Genomic DNA, 14,996 nt, shown 5'->3' with positions numbered 1-14,996 from the left:
GTCTCATTCATAGTACTCTGCTGGAAGTGGTATTAATGTAGTACTACGAATGGGGTTGCAGTGATGAGGACGAATCCGGAACGTCGCCGGGCGCTGGTCGACGCGGCCATCGAGGTCCTGGCGAGGGACGGGGCGAGGGGGCTGACCTTCCGCGCCGTCGATGTGGCTGCGAGCGTGCCCGTCGGCACGGCGTCCAACTACTTCAGCAACCGCGACGACCTGCTGACCCAGGCCGGAGGGCGCATCTACGAACGGCTGCTGCCCGACGACGCCACGATGGCGCAGAGCCGGTCGGGCACCCAGGACCGGGCCAAGTACGCCGAGCTGATGCATGAGCTGGTCGAACGCATCACCGCCTTCAACACCGGCTTCCTCGCCCTGCTCGAACTCCGGCTGGAGGCCACTCGCCGCCCGGCGCTGCGTTCCGTGCTCACCGAACGGGTGCGTCAGGACATGGAGGTCAACGTCGCCTACCACGCCGCCTCCGGCCTGCCGGGCGACGCCGACGCGGTGATCATGCTCTACATGGCGCTCAACTGGCTCATCGTCGACCGGTTGACCCTGCCCGACCTGCTCACCCCCGAGCGTTCGCGCGAACTGGTGAGCATTCTGGTCGAGCGGCTGGTGCCCGAGGGCTAGGACGGGCTAGGACAGGACGCTCAGCAGGTGGCCGACCTCGCGGGCGACGGCCTCGCGACCGGCCTTGACGTACTTGCGGCTGTCGACCACCTTCGGGTCGCCCGCCAGGTAGTCGCGGATCGCGCCCGTGAACGCCTTGTTCAGGTGGGTGGCGATGTTGATCTTCTTCATGCCGTGCGCGACGGCCGCGCGGAGCGTCTCGTCCGGCACCCCCGACGAGCCGTGCAGCACCAGCGGCACCGGCACCGCCGCCCGCAGTTCGGCGATGAGCTCCAGGTCGAGGACGGCGTCCTTGGTGGTCATCGCGTGCGAGGTGCCCACCGCCACGGCCAGCGCGTCCACGCCGGTACGGGCCACGTAGTCGACCGCCTCGTGCGGCTTGGTCCTGGCGCCCGGCGCGTGCACGCCGTCCTTGCCGCCGACCTCGCCCAGCTCGGCCTCCACCCAGACGCCGCGCGCGTGGCAGTAGGCGGCCACCTCGGCGGTGACGGCCACGTTCTCCTCGTCGGGCAGCGCGGAGGCGTCGAACATCACCGAGCCCAGGCCCAGCTCCACCGCCTCCTCGACCAGGCTCCGATCGGTGGCGTGGTCCAGGTGCACGGCCACGGGGACGGCGGCCTGCCGCGCCACCGCGAGCGAGGCGAGCGCGATGGGGGCGAGGGCGCCGTGGTAGCGGACGCAGTTCTCGCTGATCTGCAGGACCACCGGCAGGCCGAGCGCCTCGGCCCCGGCCACGATCGCGGTCGCGTGCTCCAACTGGATCACGTTGAACGCGCCGACACCGGCGGGTGCTCCGGCGACGATGTCACCGATTCCGGCGAGAGGCATGAGGAACTCCTGACGACACGAGTTACGGGTGGGTGGAGACGCTGATCTTGGGGTGGACGTCGGCGAACACGGCCCGGTCGAAGTCGCCCGCCACCGGGGCGGCCACCGCCGCGGCGCCCAGGGCCGCGGCGCGGCGCAGCCGTTCCGGCCACCCGTCCGCCTCGACCAGCCCCAGTGCCAGCCCGGCCACGAGCGCGTCGCCCGCACCGGTCGGGTTGCCCCGCACGGCGTACGGCATCCGCGCCTGGAAGTCGCCCTCCGGGGTGACGGCGAGCAGCCCGTCGGCCCCCATGGAGACGACCACGGCCCCTGCCCCCTCGGCCCGCAGCGCCTGCGCGCCCTCTGCCGGGGTGCCGCCGGGGACGGCGCGGGCCAGCTCCTCGTGGTTGGGCTTGACGATGGCAGGGCGACCGCCCGGCGCGTGGCGCAGCGGCTCGCCGTCGGCGTCGACCAGGGCGGGGACGCCGAGACGAGCGGCGATCCCGGCGAGGACGGCGTAATAGTCGGAGGGCACGCCGAGAGGCAGGCTCCCGGAGATCACGACCGCGGCGGCACCCTCCACCGCCTTCTCATAGCTTTTCGCGAAATTTCGTAGCTCGTCGGCGGTCACCGGCGGACCCGGCTCGTTGAACAGCGCCGTACGGTCACCGTCCGAGACCGCCAGCGTGGTGCGTGACTCGGCCGCGACGTCCGTGAACCCGTGCGCCAGCCCGGCCGCGTCGAGGTCGTCGCGGATCGCCCGGCCCGTGAGCCCGCCCGCGAGCCCGGTCGCGACCACGTCCTGGCCCAGCGCGGCCAGCACTCTGGCGACGTTGACGCCCTTGCCACCCGCGCGCCGGTGCACGTGCCGTACCCGGTTGACCCCGGCCCAGTCGACGTCAGGCGTGTCGTAGGTGACGTCGAGGGCGGCGTTGAGGGTGACAGTGACGATCATCAGGGCTCCGTGATCCAGGCGCCTCGGCGCATGACACCGGCGACGTTCAGTTCGTCGTCCAGGATGACCAGGTCGGCCAGCAGACCGGCGGCGACGGTGCCGAGCCGGTCGCCGAGGCCGAGCGCGCGGGCGGGGGTGGCCGAGGTGACCTGGACGGCCTCGGGCAGCGTCAGCCCGACCTCGCGCACGGCCCGGCGGAAGGCCACGTCCATCGTGAGGGTGCTGCCCGCGATGGAACCGCCCTCGATGAGCCGTACCTCGCCGTTCGCGACGTTGGCGGCCATGGTGCCGAGCATGTAGACGCCGTCGGGCAGGCCGGTGGCGACCATGGCGTCGGTGATCAGCGCCGTGCGGCCGGGGCCCGCGACCTCGTAGGCCAGCCGGATCATCGCGGGGTGCACGTGCACGCCGTCGTTGATGAGCTCGACGGTCACCCGCTCGTCCTCCAGCAGCGCGGCGATCGGGCCCGGCGCGCGGTGGCCGAGAGGGGGCAGCGCGTTGTACAGGTGGGTGGCGACGGAGGCGCCGGCGTCGATGCCCGCGAGCGTCTGCTCGAACGTGGCGTCACTGTGCCCGAGGGCCGCGATCACGCCGGAGGCGACGGCCTCGCGGATCGTGTCGAGCGCGCCGGGCAGTTCGGGGGCGATCGTGAGCATGCGCACGTGCCCGCGCCCGGCCTTCACCAGCCCGGCGAACTCGGCGGGCGAGGGGTCGCGCAGCGCCTGCGGGTCGTGGGCGCCGCACCGGTCCTTGGAGATGTAAGGGCCCTCGAAGTGGATGCCGGCCAGCAGGCCGTCCTCGCACAGCTCGGCGAGCGCGGCGGCGGCGCGGGACAGGTCGTCGATCGCTCCGCTGACCAGGCTGGCCATCATCGTGGTGGTGCCGTGGCGCTGGTGCAGGGCGATGGCGTCGCGCGCGGTCTCCGGCTCACCCTCGGGGAAGGAACCGCCCGCGCCGCCGTGGTTGTGGATGTCGACGAAGCCGGGCACGACGTACCGCCCGCCGAGACTGTGCCCGGCGCGCGGAGCGGCCCCCTGGCCGACGTGGGTGATGCGGCCGTCTTCGATGGTCAGCCACCCGTCGTGGACCCCGTCGGGGGTCACGATGCGGGCGTCGGACAGTGTGATGCTCATGGAGAAAGGATCACAGATCGCGTGAGGTGCAGGGGCTCGTCGGGGTCGAGCCCCCGCGCGAAGGCCCGCGCGACCGCGACGCGCTGTGCTCTGACCAGCTCGGCCATGGGGTCGAGGCCGGTGGAGAAGAAGGTGCCGCCGGTGGCCTCGACCTGCTCGCGCAGGCCCTCGGGGGCCTCGCCGAGCATCCAGGTGACGCGGCCGGGGCCGGCGATGCTGATCGGGCCGTGGCGGTACTCCATGGCGGGGTAGGCCTCGGTCCAGGAGCGGGAGGCCTCGCGCATCTTGAGCGCGGCCTCCTGGGCCAGGCCGACGGACCAGCCGGCGCCGAGGAAGCTGAACTGCTCGGCCTCGACGAGCGCGTCGGGCAGCGGCTCGGACAGGGCGCGCTCGGCGTCGGCGATCGCCTGGGTGAGGTCCTCGCCGAGGCTGGCGCGGAGCATCGCGAGCTGCGTGGTGGCGAAGCGGGTCTGCACGACGGACTTCTCGTCGGCGTAGTCGAGCACGATCACCTGGTCGGCGGCGGCCATGATCGGCGTGTTGGGGTCGGCGGTGATGGCCGTGGTCTTCGTGTCGCGGACCTTGCCGAGCAGTTCGAGGACCTCGGTGGTGGTGCCGGAGCGGGTCAGCGCGAGCACGCGGTCGTACCTGCGGCCGACGGGGGCCTCGGAGGCGGCGAAGGCGTCGGTCTCGCCGAGCCCGGCGCCCTCGCGCAGGGTGGCGTAGGCCATGGCGATGAACCAGGAGGTCCCGCACCCGATGACCGCGACCCGCTCGCCCGGTCGCGGCAGCGCGTCGGCGGGCACGTCGCGGACCGCACGGCGCCAGCAGTCGGGCTGAGAGGCGATCTCCGCCTCGGTGTGGGTGGTCACCACTTACCTCCGATAGTCTGATTGTTTCTGCTGTTTTTATATCAGAACAGTGCAGGAATGTGCACTGTTGGATCTCGGCTCCCAGCTTGTGCCACGCTTGCTCCTGACCGATCATCGAGGAGGCCCGTCGTGTCCAGATACGAGCGGTGGAACGCGATACTCGAGTTGCTCGCTCAGGAAGGCCGGCTCTCCGTCGAAGAGGCCGCTCAGGCGCTCGACGTGTCCACCGCCACGATCCGCCGCGACTTCGACCAACTGGCGCAGCAGCAGATGCTCATGCGCACGCGGGGCGGGGCGGTCGCGCAGAGCGTCAGCTACGACCTGCCTCTGCGGTACAAAACGGCCAGGCACGCCGACGAGAAGCACCGGATCGCGGCGGCGGCGGCCGAACTGGTGGCGCCGGGGGCGGTGGTCGGCATGAACGGGGGGACCACGACGTCCGAGCTGGCGCGCACGCTGGCGACCCGGTCGACGCTGGAGAGCGGGTTCACGATCGTGACGAACGCGCTGAACATCGCGTCGGAGCTGACGGTGCGGCAGCACGTCAAGATCGTGGTGACGGGCGGGGTGGCGCGGCAGCAGTCGTACGAGCTGATCGGACCGCTGGCGGGGGGCGTGCTGGAGCAGGTGACGCTGGACGTGGCGTTCCTGGGGGTGGACGCGCTGGACGTGGAGCTGGGGGCGTCGGCGCACCACGAGGGGGAGGCGAGCGTCAACCACCTGCTGATCAGCCGGGCGGATCAGGTGGTGGTCGTGGCGGACTCCTCGAAGATCGGCAAGCGGGCGTTCGCGCGGATCTGCCCGCTGTCGCAGATCGGCACACTGGTGACAGACGAACAGCTTTCCGACGCCCTCTACACCCGCCTCTCGGAGGCGGGCGTCAAGGTGATCCGCGCCTAGGTTCGCTGTCGCCGTAAAACTTCCTCTGTCACGGCTGCAGCCCACCTCCCCGCCACCCGCCGCACTCCGGCCGGCGGCCTCCAGGAACACGCTCCTCCCCGCCGCGCCGTCCCGCCGTGACGACTCCGCTCTTGCCCACGGCCGGGGCCCGCGTCGCCCGCCGTACCGGCGGCGCCGAACTCCACCACCCACCTTCTCGCCGCGCGGCGCCGGAAGACAACGCTGCGCGTGGCTTCGCGCCGCGCCGGAGCGGGTGACCCCTGCGAGACGCCGGCGGGCAGCCAGGCGGATGGCCGGTTGGCTTGGTGCCGTGCCGGAGGGCGGTCGGGCGGGGTGGGTCGGTGGGGTTCCGGGGTGTGCAGAGTGGGAAATTTGGTCATATGTGCATGGAACTCGCGAGAAATGAACTTGTTTTGAAAGTTTGTCGGCACGGCGGGCAAATTCCGCCTAAGGTGCCCGGTATGAAGTGGTGGGCGCCTGGGTGCGTTCGCCGGTGTTCGTCGTCGTACGCCGGGCGAGGTGGCGATGTGGGCCGAGGGACGGGTCCGGCAGACGGGGAATAGGGTCAGAGAACGGACTTAGGACACGGGGAGGGTTGATGGGCAAGGGCGCGCTTGGACCCGGCGAGCGGGTGGCGGCACTGGAGGCCATGACCGCGCAGGAGCTCGACCTGGTAGTCGTCGGAGGAGGCGTGGTGGGCGCCGGGGTGGCGCTCGACGCCGTCACCCGAGGTCTCGACGTCGGCCTGCTGGAGGCCCGCGACTTCGCCTCCGGCACCTCCTCCCGCTCCTCCAAACTCATCCACGGCGGCCTGCGCTACCTGGAGCAGCTCAACTTCGAGCTGGTGCGCGAGGCGCTCCAGGAGCGGGCGCTGCTGCTGCAGCGGATCGCGCCGCACCTGGTACGGCCGGTGCCGTTTCTGTTCCCGATGACGCACTTCGGGTGGGAGCGGCCGTACGTCGGCGCCGGCGTGGCGCTCTACGACACGCTCGGCTTCGCCTCCGGCCTCAACCGAGGCGTCCCCGGCCACCGGCACCTGTCGCGCAGCCGGGCGTTGCGCCTGGCGCCGGCGCTGAAGAAGAGCTCCTTCACCGGCGCCGTGCAGTACTGGGACGCCCAGGTCGACGACGCCCGCTACGTGATGACGATGCTGCGCACGGCCGCGGGCTACGGCGCGCACGTGGCGCAGCGGACCCAGGTGATCGACTTCCTGCGCGAGGGCGAGCGCGTCACCGGCGTGCGGGTGCGCGACCTGGAGTCCGGCGCCGAGTTCGACGTGCGGGCGCAGCAGGTGGTCAACGCCACCGGCGTGTGGACCGACGACATCCAGGAACTGGTCGGCGGGCGCGGGCAGATCCACGTGCGCTCCTCGAAGGGCATCCACCTGGTGGTGCCGCGCGACCGCATCCACTCCCGCACCGGGATCATCCTGCGCACCGAGAAGTCGGTGCTCTTCGTGATCCCCTGGGGACGCCACTGGATCATCGGCACCACCGACACCGAGTGGACGCTCGACAAGGCCCACCCGGCCGCCTCCCGCGTCGACATCGACTACCTGCTCGACCACGTCAACGCCGTCCTGTCGGTGCCGCTCAGCCGCGACGACGTCGAAGGCGTGTACGCCGGACTGCGTCCGCTGCTGTCCGGCGAGTCCGAGGAGACCTCCAAGCTGTCGCGCGAGCACGTGGTCGCCCACCCGGTGCCCGGCCTGGTCATGATCGCCGGTGGTAAGTACACGACCTACCGGGTCATGGCCAAGGACGCCGTCGACGCCGTCGCCCACGGGCTCGACCAGCGGGTCCCGCGCTCGTGCACCGACCGGGTCCCGCTCGTCGGCGCCGAGGGCTACCAGGCGCTGTGGAACTCCAGGCATCGCATCGCCCACGAGTCCGGGCTGCACGTGGCCAGGATCGAGCACCTGCTGCAACGCTACGGTTCCCTCATCGACGAGGTCCTCGCCCTCGTCGAACGCGACCCCACCCTGGGCCGTCCGCTCAACGGCGCCGACGACTACCTGCGCGCCGAGATCGTCTACGCCGCCACGCACGAGGGCGCCCGCCATCTCAACGACGTCCTCACCCGGCGTACCCACATCTCGATCGAGACCTTCCATCGCGGCCTCGCGGTCGCGCAGGAGGCCGCCGAACTGATGGCCGAGCCGCTCGGCTGGGACGGCGAGCACGTCAAACGCGAGGTCGAGTACTACAGCAAGCGCGTCGAGGCCGAACGGCTGTCGCAGGAACAGGACACCGACCAGGAGGCCGACGCCATCAGGCTCGGCGCGCCCGAGATCGTCCCCCTGCCGGACAGAACGTAGCCGAGGCCGAGCACTGCGCCTGAGATCGCCTCTGCTGGGCGGAACGTGGCCGACGCCCGGGGAGTAAGTATTCGTAATACGTAGGGCCTACGTATGGCGGTGGTCACTGGTCGTGATCGATGTTTCTGTTGATCCCGATCAGGAGGACCCTATGCGACGACGCATCCCGGTACTCGCCACCCTCATCGGCGCCCTGGCCTTATCCGGCACGGGCGTCGCGGCAGGCCAGCAGGTCAACGAGGCCGCTCCCGCCACGCCCGTGGTGCACGGTGACGATCACGGCAAGCCGGATATGGACAACAGACAGGGCGAGGTCAGCCCGCCCGCGACAGCCAGGCGGAGCAGCGCCCAGGACGTCCGTTGGAACGCTCTCGGCACCGCCTCGGTGGTGACGTCGGCGCAGCCGCTGGCCGAGGGCCTGCCCGCCGACCCCGAGCAGGCGGCCCGCGCCTACCTCGGAGCCAACCCCGACCTGTTCGGCGAGGCGCTCGACTCGCTGGAGAAGGTGGCCGTCAACCCGATCGGCGGCGGCCACGCCGTACTGCTGCGGCAGAAGTTCGGCGACCTGCCCGCGGGCGCCGACGGCATGGTCGCGGTCGGCGTCGTGGACGGCAAGGCGATCTACGCCACCTCCTCCCTGGCCAGGACGGCGGCGGCGCCCCCGGCGGCGGCCATCGACGAGCGGCGCGCGCTGGAGATCGCGGCGCAGGACGCCGAGATCGACCTGGCCACCGCCACGACCAAGCAGGCGAGCGCGGTCGCCGTACCCGCCGCGCAGGGCGTGCACCGCGCCTACCAGGTGACGATCATCGGCAAGGACGCCGGGTACACCACGCACGTGGACGCCGTCAGCGGCGCGATCCTGCTGCGGGAGAACCTGGTAGACCAGTTCGACCCGGAATGGTCGGTCTTCCCGGCCAACCCGCCCGCCGACTACTCCTCGCGTGACACCCGCCGGAAGTGGTGCACCGAGCCGGGGCCGGGCTGTGACCTGGTCGTCGGTGGCGACCCCGCGACCGGCAAGGCGTGGGACGTCGACCACGGCACCGACCAGTCCACCTCCAGCAGCCTCGGCAACGCGGCCAGGACGTTCGAGAACCGGGCCAGTCCGGACCCGTTCAGCGTCGGCACCCGAAGCAACGTGAGCACGCCGAGCCGCAAGTACTCCTACCCGTGGAAGAACGCCTGGTACGAGGCCAAGTGCGACCCGGCGGTCCTCGACCAGCCCGGTGAGGCGGACCTGGAGGCCGCGGTCTCGAACCTGGGCGCGATGCACAACCGGATGCACAACTGGTCGTACCGGCTCGGATTCACCGAGACCGCGTGGAACATGCAGGTCAGCAACGGCGACCGGGGCGGCCTCGGCGGCGACCCCGAGCAGGGCAACGCCCAGGCGGGCGCGCGGGTGCTGAGCGTGCGCGACAACGCCAACCAGATCACCGGCCCCGACGGGGTCGCGCCGATCACGAACATGTACATGTGGCAGCCGATCGCGGGCGCGTTCTACTCGCCCTGCGTGGACGGCGACTACGACATGTCGGTCATCGGGCACGAGTACACGCACGCCATCTCCAACCGCATGGTCGCCGGCCCGAACGCCGGTCTGAGCGGGCTGCAGGCCGGGGCGATGGGCGAGAGCATCTCCGACCTGTTCGCCATGGAGTACCTCTACGAGTACGGTTTCCGCCCGCGCGGCGAGACGCCGTTCGTGACGGGCGGCTACGCCACGGGCGACGACGAACGCGGCATCCGCAACTACGACATGTCGAAGGCCGACCTCAACTACAGCAACATCGCCTACGACCTGGTCGGCCAGCAGGTGCACGCGGACGGCGAGATCTGGTCCTCGACCCAGTACGACGTGCGCAAGGCGTTCGTCAAGAGGTACGGCGACGCCTCGGCCCGCGTGCAGCGTGACTGCGCCGACGGCCGCCGCGCGCTGGACAAGTGCCCGGGCAACCGCCGCTGGGTGCAACTGCACTTCGACGCCTTCCTGCTGACGGCGGCGGGCACGCTGAGCATGGTGGACATGCGCGACGCCATGCTGGCGGCCGACCGCATCCGCTTCGGCGGCGCCAACCAGGACATCATGTGGACCGCCTTCGCCGAGCACGGCCTGGGCGAGGGCGCCTCCAGCCGGGGCCAGAGCGACCCGGACCCGGTGCCGAGCTTCGCCACCTCCCACGCGAAGACCGCCAAGCTCACGCTGAAGCCGTACGGCGCGGCCAAGGACGCGGCCGTCCGCCTGTACGTCGGCGACTACGAGAGCCGCGTGGTGCCGATGGCCGACACCGACCCGGCCACCGCCACGGGCGACAGCTTCGAGATCGTGCCCGGTAAGTACGACTTCCTCGCGGTCGCGCCGGGCTTCGGCCACAAGCGCTTCTCGCTGTCGGTGCGTCCCGGCGAGACGACGCTGCCGTTGTCGCTGTCGCGCAACCACGCCTCGGCGGCGGCCGGCGCGACGGCCTCCGGCGACGGCGTCAACCACGCCAAGCTGATCGACGAGACCGAGGGCACCAACTGGGCCTCGCACACCGCGCCGGTCGCGGGCCGCAACGTGGTCGTGGACCTCGCGGGCACCGATCCGGTGAAGGTCGGGCGGGTGCAGGTGAGCGCGATGCTGCGGCCGAACATCGGTGACGCGGCCGACCCGGGCGGCCAGAATCGGTTCTCGGCGCTGCGCTCGTTCGAGATCCTCGCCTGTGACGCGAGCGCCGGCACCGACTGCTCGAACCCGGCGAACTTCCGCAAGATCTACACCAGCGACGAGGACGCCTTCGAGACGGCCCGGCCCCGTCCGCGCGGCGCCGACCTGCTGATCGACTCGTTCAACGTGCGTGACACCAAGGCCACCCACCTGGCGCTGCGCACGCTGTCGAGCCAGTGCACCGGCAACCCGGTGTACGCCGGCGAGCAGGACAACGACCCCAATTCCAACACCGACTGCGCGACGGCGAGTCCGGCGGCGGGCCAGATCCGCGCCGCCGAGTTGCAGGCGTTCAGTCACTGATCCGCGGTGGTCCTCCCCGGTCTTCGGGCCGGGGAGGACCGTCCCCTGTTGACACTAAGTACATGTACACGCAAGCATAAGCGTGGCAAATATTGCATGTACATAAATAGGGGCTGCCTCATGCGGGTCTTCGTCACAGGTGCCACGGGTTTCATCGGCGGATCGGTCGCCGAACGGCTGGTCCGGGAAGGACATCGGGTCAGCGGCCTGGCCAGGACACCGGAGAAAGCCGAGGTGCTGGCCGGATTCGGGGTGACCCCGGTGCTCGGCACCCTGGACGACGCGGACGTGCTGGCCGAGCAGGCCCGCGCCGCCGACGCCGTCGTCAACGCCGCCGACAGCGACCACAGGGGAGCGGTGGAGGCACTGGTCGAGGCCCTCGCGGGCACCGACAGGCCGTTCCTGCACACCAGCGGGTCGAGCATCGTGGGCACGGACTCCCGGGGCGAGCGATCGGAGGAGGTCTTCACCGAGGACATCCTCGCGCCGGGCGCACCGTGGCGCCCCGCCGAGGACAAACGGGCGCGGGTGGCGATCGACCGGTACGTCCTCGACGCGGCCGCGCGCGGCGTCCGCTCGGTGGTGCTGTGCAACACGCTCATCTACGGCCACGGCCGTGGGCCGGGGCGCGACAGCGTACAGATCCCGGCCCTGGTGCGCCAGGCGCGCGAGAACGGGGTCGTCCGCACGGTCGGCGCCGGTCGCAACATCTGGTCCACCGTCCATATCGACGACGTCGCCGACCTGTACGCGCGCGCCCTCGGCGCCGCGCCCGCCGGGACCTTCGCCTTCGTCGAGAACGGCGAGGCGTCCTTCGGCGACCTGGCCGCCGCCGTCGCCACGGCGCTCGGGCTGGGACCGGCCGAGCCGTGGGACGTGGAGTCCGCCGTCGCCTACTGGGGCCACGAGCCCGCCGTCTACGCGCTCGGCTCCAACAGCCGGGTCAGGGGCGAGCGCGCCCGCGCCGACCTCGGCTGGCGTCCGCGTCACACCTCGGCGGTCGACTGGGTGAGGGCCGGACTCGTGGAGTGAGAACCCGGATCGGTGAGCAGGCCGCCGAGGTCCTTCGGCAACTGCCGGCGCGAGGTCAGGCCGAGCTTGCGCAGCGCGTTGGCGACGTGCACCTCGACCGTGCGCGGCGACAGGAACAACGTCTCGGCGATCTCCCGGTTGGTCAGCCCCTCGGCCGCCAGCCTGATGACCTGCTCTTCCCTCGGTGAGACCGCGCCGCGCGGCTCGGCCGGGGCCTCGACCCGGTGGTGCAACCTGCGCCGGGTGGCCGGGGTGATCGACTCGTACACGGCCTGGCGGGCCAGCGGCTGGCGCAGGCCGTACGTGCGCCTGGGGTACTCGCGCAGCAGACCGCGCCGCAGGGCTTCGGCGAGCCCGCGTTCGGCCTGCTCGGGCGGCAGCCCCGCGACAGCGGCCAGCGACGGCTCGCCGGAGGGCTCGTCGAGTACGGCGGCCGCCTGCACGACCCGCCGCCCCGCCGCCGACAGTCCCTCCAACCGCACCAGTACGGCGTCGCGCACGGCGGGCGGGGTGGCGCCGGGCAGGCCGCCGTCGGCGAGCGCGCGGGCCAGTTCCTCGATCGCGAACGGCACGCCGAGCGTCGAGCGCCACAGATCGGGCGGCTCCGGATACCCGGCCAGCAGGTGCTTGCCGAGCAGCGCGGTCTCCTGCTCGTCGAGCGGGCCGAGGGTGAGCTGGGTGTGCGTGACGTCGGGCGAGAGCTGCGACCGCAGGGCGGCGAGCGGGAAGGCCAGGTCCTCCGGCCGGTAGGTGAGCACCAGCGCGGCCCGTTCCGGCAGGCGGCGCGACAGGAACGACAGCAGTTCGCGGCTGTCGTCGTCGATCCAGTGCACGTCCTCCACGACCAGCGTCACCGGCTGGAGCGCGTCGAGCAGCGCGAGCACGGCCCGGAACAGACGATGCCGCTCGACCTGCGCGTCCTGGACGGGCGGCGGGGCGAGCGGCAGTAGCGGGCCGAACTCGGGCAGCAGCGGGCGCAGCGCGCCGGTGACCGGGTTGAGGCCCGGCGGCGGGCTGGACCCGCTGAGCGCCTCCACGACCGGCCCGAATGGGAAGCGCATGGGATGGCAACGGCCGACCAGCAGGGGCCGGCCGAGTTCGCGCAGCAGGCTGGTCTTCCCGACGCCCGCCTCGCCGCCGAGCAGGACCACGGAGGGTGGGCGCGCGAGGAGCTCCGTCAGGCGACGGAGCTCGCGTTCCCGGCCCACGAAAGGCATCAGTCCCCCCAACATCACGTGTCAGGTGATTTTTCACTAATGGTTGGGGACTGTCCAGATCTGCCTATATCAGTGGGATCCACGATTGCTTGTCCAGCGAGTCCATGGCGTTGACCTGGAAGCCGGCGGCCGAGAGCGTCCACAGCGAGTCGCCGATCACCAGTGTGCGCTGGATGCCCGGCTGGTATGAGTGCTCCTGCTGCTTCTGCTTCGGGTGGGTGATCATGCCGAGTTCGGTGACGCCGTTCTGCTCGACCTTGAGGGCCATCGCGCCGGTCCGGGTGTTCTGCTCGTGGCCGACCAGCGGGATCACCGTGAGGCCCGTCTTCGGCCAGTACAGGAACGCGTGCGGGTCCCACTCGGCCTCCGAGCCCGCGTTCTTCCGGAAGAACTGCGACAGTCTGCGGGGGTTCGCCGGGTCCGAGACGTCGAACAGCGACAACTGCGTGCCGAGCGTCCTGCCCTTGTCGCTGGCCTCCTGGCCGAGGCCGATCAGCCGGCCCTCGCCCGCCGGGTGCAGGTAGGCGGAGTAACCGGTGATCTTCAGCTCGCCCGTCACCTTCGGGGCGGCCGGGTCGCGCAGGTCCAGCGTGTACAGGGGGTCCACCTGGCGGAAGGTGACCACGTAGCCGACCGGGCCGATGAACCGGACCGAGTAGATGCGCTCGTCCTTGCCGAGGCCGCCGACCTCGCCGACCTTCCGCATGTCGCCGGCGTTCAGGACGTACACGGCGCTCTCGCTGGTCTTCGGCGTCGTGGTGGTCGTGGCCACGCGCAGGTGGCCGTCGTGCTCCGACAGCGAGTACTGGTTCAGCAGCCGTCCGGGGACCTTGCCCGAGGCCGTGTACTTCGGCGCGCCCGGCTGGGTGAGGTCGAAGCGGTGGATCTCGGTCTCCTCCGGCGGGAGGGACGGGGCCGGCTCCGGCGACGCCTCCAGCGTGATCGTCGGCGGCGGAGCGGCGCTCTCGGTGATCGTGGTGACCGGCTCGTCAGGAGGAGCGGCCACACCCCCGGCGCCCGATGGGGTGCTTGATGGGGTACTGGTCTCGGGTGCCAGGTCGGTCACCGGCATCGGCTGGACGGGCGGCCACCACCACTGCGGGTTGCTGGCCACGTACAGGGTCTGGCCGGTGCCGTACACCGTCTCGCCGTCGGCGGCCAGGCTGATCGGCGAGGTGCCCGCCGCGCCGACTCCCTGGGCCAGGTCCACGGTGTGCACGGTCAGCATCGAGGTCCCGGTGTACTGCGCCGGGTGGCTCACCTGGTCGCACTTCACCGTCTCCGTCCTGCTCTTACCGGACTCGTCGGTGATCTCGATCTTGGGCAGCCACGCTTCGACCGGCGCCTGCCGTACCGTCTGCTGGTTGACCCGGCGGCGCTCCTCCTCCGTGACGTTCGGGGCCGAGGTCTGCGGGAAGACCACCTCGGGCGCGGTACGGGTCACCCAGCGCACCGTCGAGCCGACCATGCGGGCGTCCACGTGGGTGCCGTTCGGGCGGACGGTGCCGATCACCTTGGGCTCGCCCGACAGGTCCACCAGGATGTAGCTCGTCTCCATCTGCGGGGCGAAGCCCATCTTGGCGTCGGCGGCCGCCGGCATCCCCTGCATGATCACCAGGGCGCGGTCGCCGGAGACGAGCAGCTTGGCGTCGCCGTACCAGCCGCCCTGCTGCTGCTTCTCCACCAGCCGCAGTTCCTGCGTGACCTTCCTGGAGCCGGTGTCGATCACCTTCAGGACCCCGTTGGAGACCGTGAAGACGCGCCTGCCGTCGGTCTTGACCAGATCCGGCTCATCGACCCCGGCCTCGTGCACGTTGGTCGTCGAGTGCTCGGGCGCGGCCTCCGCCTTGGCCATGCGAGGGGAGGCGTCCGCCATCGCCAGGTCGCGGCCGCCGTACGTCTGGATCCCGCCGAAGCCCCACGGGCCCACGTTCTCCGCCGCCTTCGCGCGCAGCCCGCTCAGCAGGTCGTCGCAGCCGCTGTAGGCGACCAGGCGCACCTCGCCCTGCTTGAACGCCTTCAGCGGCGGGTCCTCCGCCGAGGACGAGGTGCAGGCGGCGGCGGTGGCCAGGGCGGCGACCGCCGCCGCCGTACGGATCAGCGTCTTCATG

General features: G+C 71.4%; 11 protein-coding genes. 5 read left to right on the top strand and 6 right to left on the bottom strand.

The features are described from left to right. Positions 1–63: 63 nt before the first annotated feature. On the top strand, positions 64–639 hold the full coding sequence (locus ABD120_RS14340; RefSeq protein WP_343950347.1) for a TetR/AcrR family transcriptional regulator: 576 nt from the start codon (positions 64–66) through the stop codon (positions 637–639). A gap of 6 nt (positions 640–645) precedes the next feature. On the opposite strand, the gene ABD120_RS14335 is transcribed toward ABD120_RS14340, so the two are convergent. From ABD120_RS14335 to ABD120_RS14320, 4 genes are read right to left on the bottom strand one after another with little or no spacing between them, the layout of a single operon-like run. Further along, positions 646–1,467 (bottom strand): class II fructose-bisphosphate aldolase, encoded by an 822-nt coding sequence (locus tag ABD120_RS14335; protein ID WP_343950346.1) that lies wholly within the window; start codon positions 1,465–1,467, stop codon positions 646–648. 22 nt (positions 1,468–1,489) lie between these two features. Further along, the gene (locus ABD120_RS14330) at positions 1,490–2,401 is read right to left on the bottom strand and encodes a 1-phosphofructokinase family hexose kinase (protein ID WP_343950345.1); all 912 of its coding nucleotides are present in this window, start codon (positions 2,399–2,401) and stop codon (positions 1,490–1,492) included. Further along, positions 2,401–3,534 carry an N-acetylglucosamine-6-phosphate deacetylase gene (nagA, locus tag ABD120_RS14325; protein WP_343950344.1) on the bottom strand — a complete coding sequence of 378 codons (1,134 nt, stop codon included), beginning with the start codon at positions 3,532–3,534 and terminating at the stop codon, positions 2,401–2,403. The genes ABD120_RS14330 and nagA overlap by 1 nt, the downstream gene beginning before the upstream one ends. Beyond that, entirely contained in the window at positions 3,531–4,406 is an 876-nt protein-coding gene (locus tag ABD120_RS14320; RefSeq protein WP_343950343.1) for an SIS domain-containing protein, read from the bottom strand. The genes nagA and ABD120_RS14320 overlap by 4 nt, the downstream gene beginning before the upstream one ends. A gap of 129 nt (positions 4,407–4,535) precedes the next feature. Between ABD120_RS14320 and ABD120_RS14315 the strand changes: the two genes are divergently transcribed. The 4 genes from ABD120_RS14315 (at position 4,536) to ABD120_RS14300 (ending at position 11,668) form a co-directional block, all read left to right on the top strand. Next, entirely contained in the window at positions 4,536–5,306 is a 771-nt protein-coding gene (locus ABD120_RS14315; protein WP_343950342.1) for a DeoR/GlpR family DNA-binding transcription regulator, read from the top strand. A gap of 598 nt (positions 5,307–5,904) precedes the next feature. Then, positions 5,905–7,623: a glycerol-3-phosphate dehydrogenase/oxidase gene (locus ABD120_RS14310; protein WP_343950341.1), complete on the top strand. Its 1,719-nt coding sequence runs from the start codon at positions 5,905–5,907 to the stop codon at positions 7,621–7,623. A gap of 151 nt (positions 7,624–7,774) precedes the next feature. After that, positions 7,775–10,636 (top strand): M36 family metallopeptidase, encoded by a 2,862-nt coding sequence (locus tag ABD120_RS14305; protein WP_343950340.1) that lies wholly within the window; start codon positions 7,775–7,777, stop codon positions 10,634–10,636. Between the two features lie 120 nt (positions 10,637–10,756). After that, on the top strand, positions 10,757–11,668 hold the full coding sequence (locus ABD120_RS14300; RefSeq protein ID WP_343950339.1) for an NAD-dependent epimerase/dehydratase family protein: 912 nt from the start codon (positions 10,757–10,759) through the stop codon (positions 11,666–11,668). Here the strand turns inward: ABD120_RS14300 and ABD120_RS14295 are convergent. Both ABD120_RS14295 and ABD120_RS14290 read right to left on the bottom strand, forming a co-directional pair. Further along, complete coding sequence (locus ABD120_RS14295; protein WP_343950338.1) at positions 11,623–12,885, bottom strand: helix-turn-helix transcriptional regulator; 1,263 nt, start codon at positions 12,883–12,885, stop codon at positions 11,623–11,625. The genes ABD120_RS14300 and ABD120_RS14295 overlap by 46 nt on opposite strands. A gap of 64 nt (positions 12,886–12,949) precedes the next feature. Beyond that, a complete protein-coding gene (locus tag ABD120_RS14290; RefSeq protein ID WP_343950337.1) occupies positions 12,950–14,995 on the bottom strand; it encodes a beta-propeller domain-containing protein in 2,046 nt (681 codons plus the stop codon). Position 14,996: the final 1 nt, after the last annotated feature.

It is taken from the genome of Nonomuraea longicatena (assembly GCF_039525605.1).
Classification (GTDB): domain Bacteria; phylum Actinomycetota; class Actinomycetes; order Streptosporangiales; family Streptosporangiaceae; genus Nonomuraea; species Nonomuraea longicatena.
The sequence above is the reverse complement of the archived record's forward strand: the minus strand, read 5'-3'. Positions and strand labels throughout refer to the sequence as shown.

What these genes read in the sequence shown, in the direction of transcription:
- ABD120_RS14330 (WP_343950345.1), bottom strand. Translation starts at nt 2,401, where the DNA reads ATGATCGTCACTGTCACCCTCAACGCCGCCCTCGACGTCACCTACGAC.
- nagA (WP_343950344.1), bottom strand. Translation starts at nt 3,534, where the DNA reads ATGAGCATCACACTGTCCGACGCCCGCATCGTGACCCCCGACGGGGTC.
- ABD120_RS14295 (WP_343950338.1), bottom strand. Translation starts at nt 12,885, where the DNA reads ATGCCTTTCGTGGGCCGGGAACGCGAGCTCCGTCGCCTGACGGAGCTC.
- ABD120_RS14290 (WP_343950337.1), bottom strand. Translation starts at nt 14,995, where the DNA reads ATGAAGACGCTGATCCGTACGGCGGCGGCGGTCGCCGCCCTGGCCACC.
- ABD120_RS14335 (WP_343950346.1), bottom strand. Translation starts at nt 1,467, where the DNA reads ATGCCTCTCGCCGGAATCGGTGACATCGTCGCCGGAGCACCCGCCGGT.
- ABD120_RS14310 (WP_343950341.1), top strand. Translation starts at nt 5,905, where the DNA reads ATGGGCAAGGGCGCGCTTGGACCCGGCGAGCGGGTGGCGGCACTGGAG.
- ABD120_RS14340 (WP_343950347.1), top strand. Translation starts at nt 64, where the DNA reads ATGAGGACGAATCCGGAACGTCGCCGGGCGCTGGTCGACGCGGCCATC.
- ABD120_RS14305 (WP_343950340.1), top strand. Translation starts at nt 7,775, where the DNA reads ATGCGACGACGCATCCCGGTACTCGCCACCCTCATCGGCGCCCTGGCC.
- ABD120_RS14300 (WP_343950339.1), top strand. Translation starts at nt 10,757, where the DNA reads ATGCGGGTCTTCGTCACAGGTGCCACGGGTTTCATCGGCGGATCGGTC.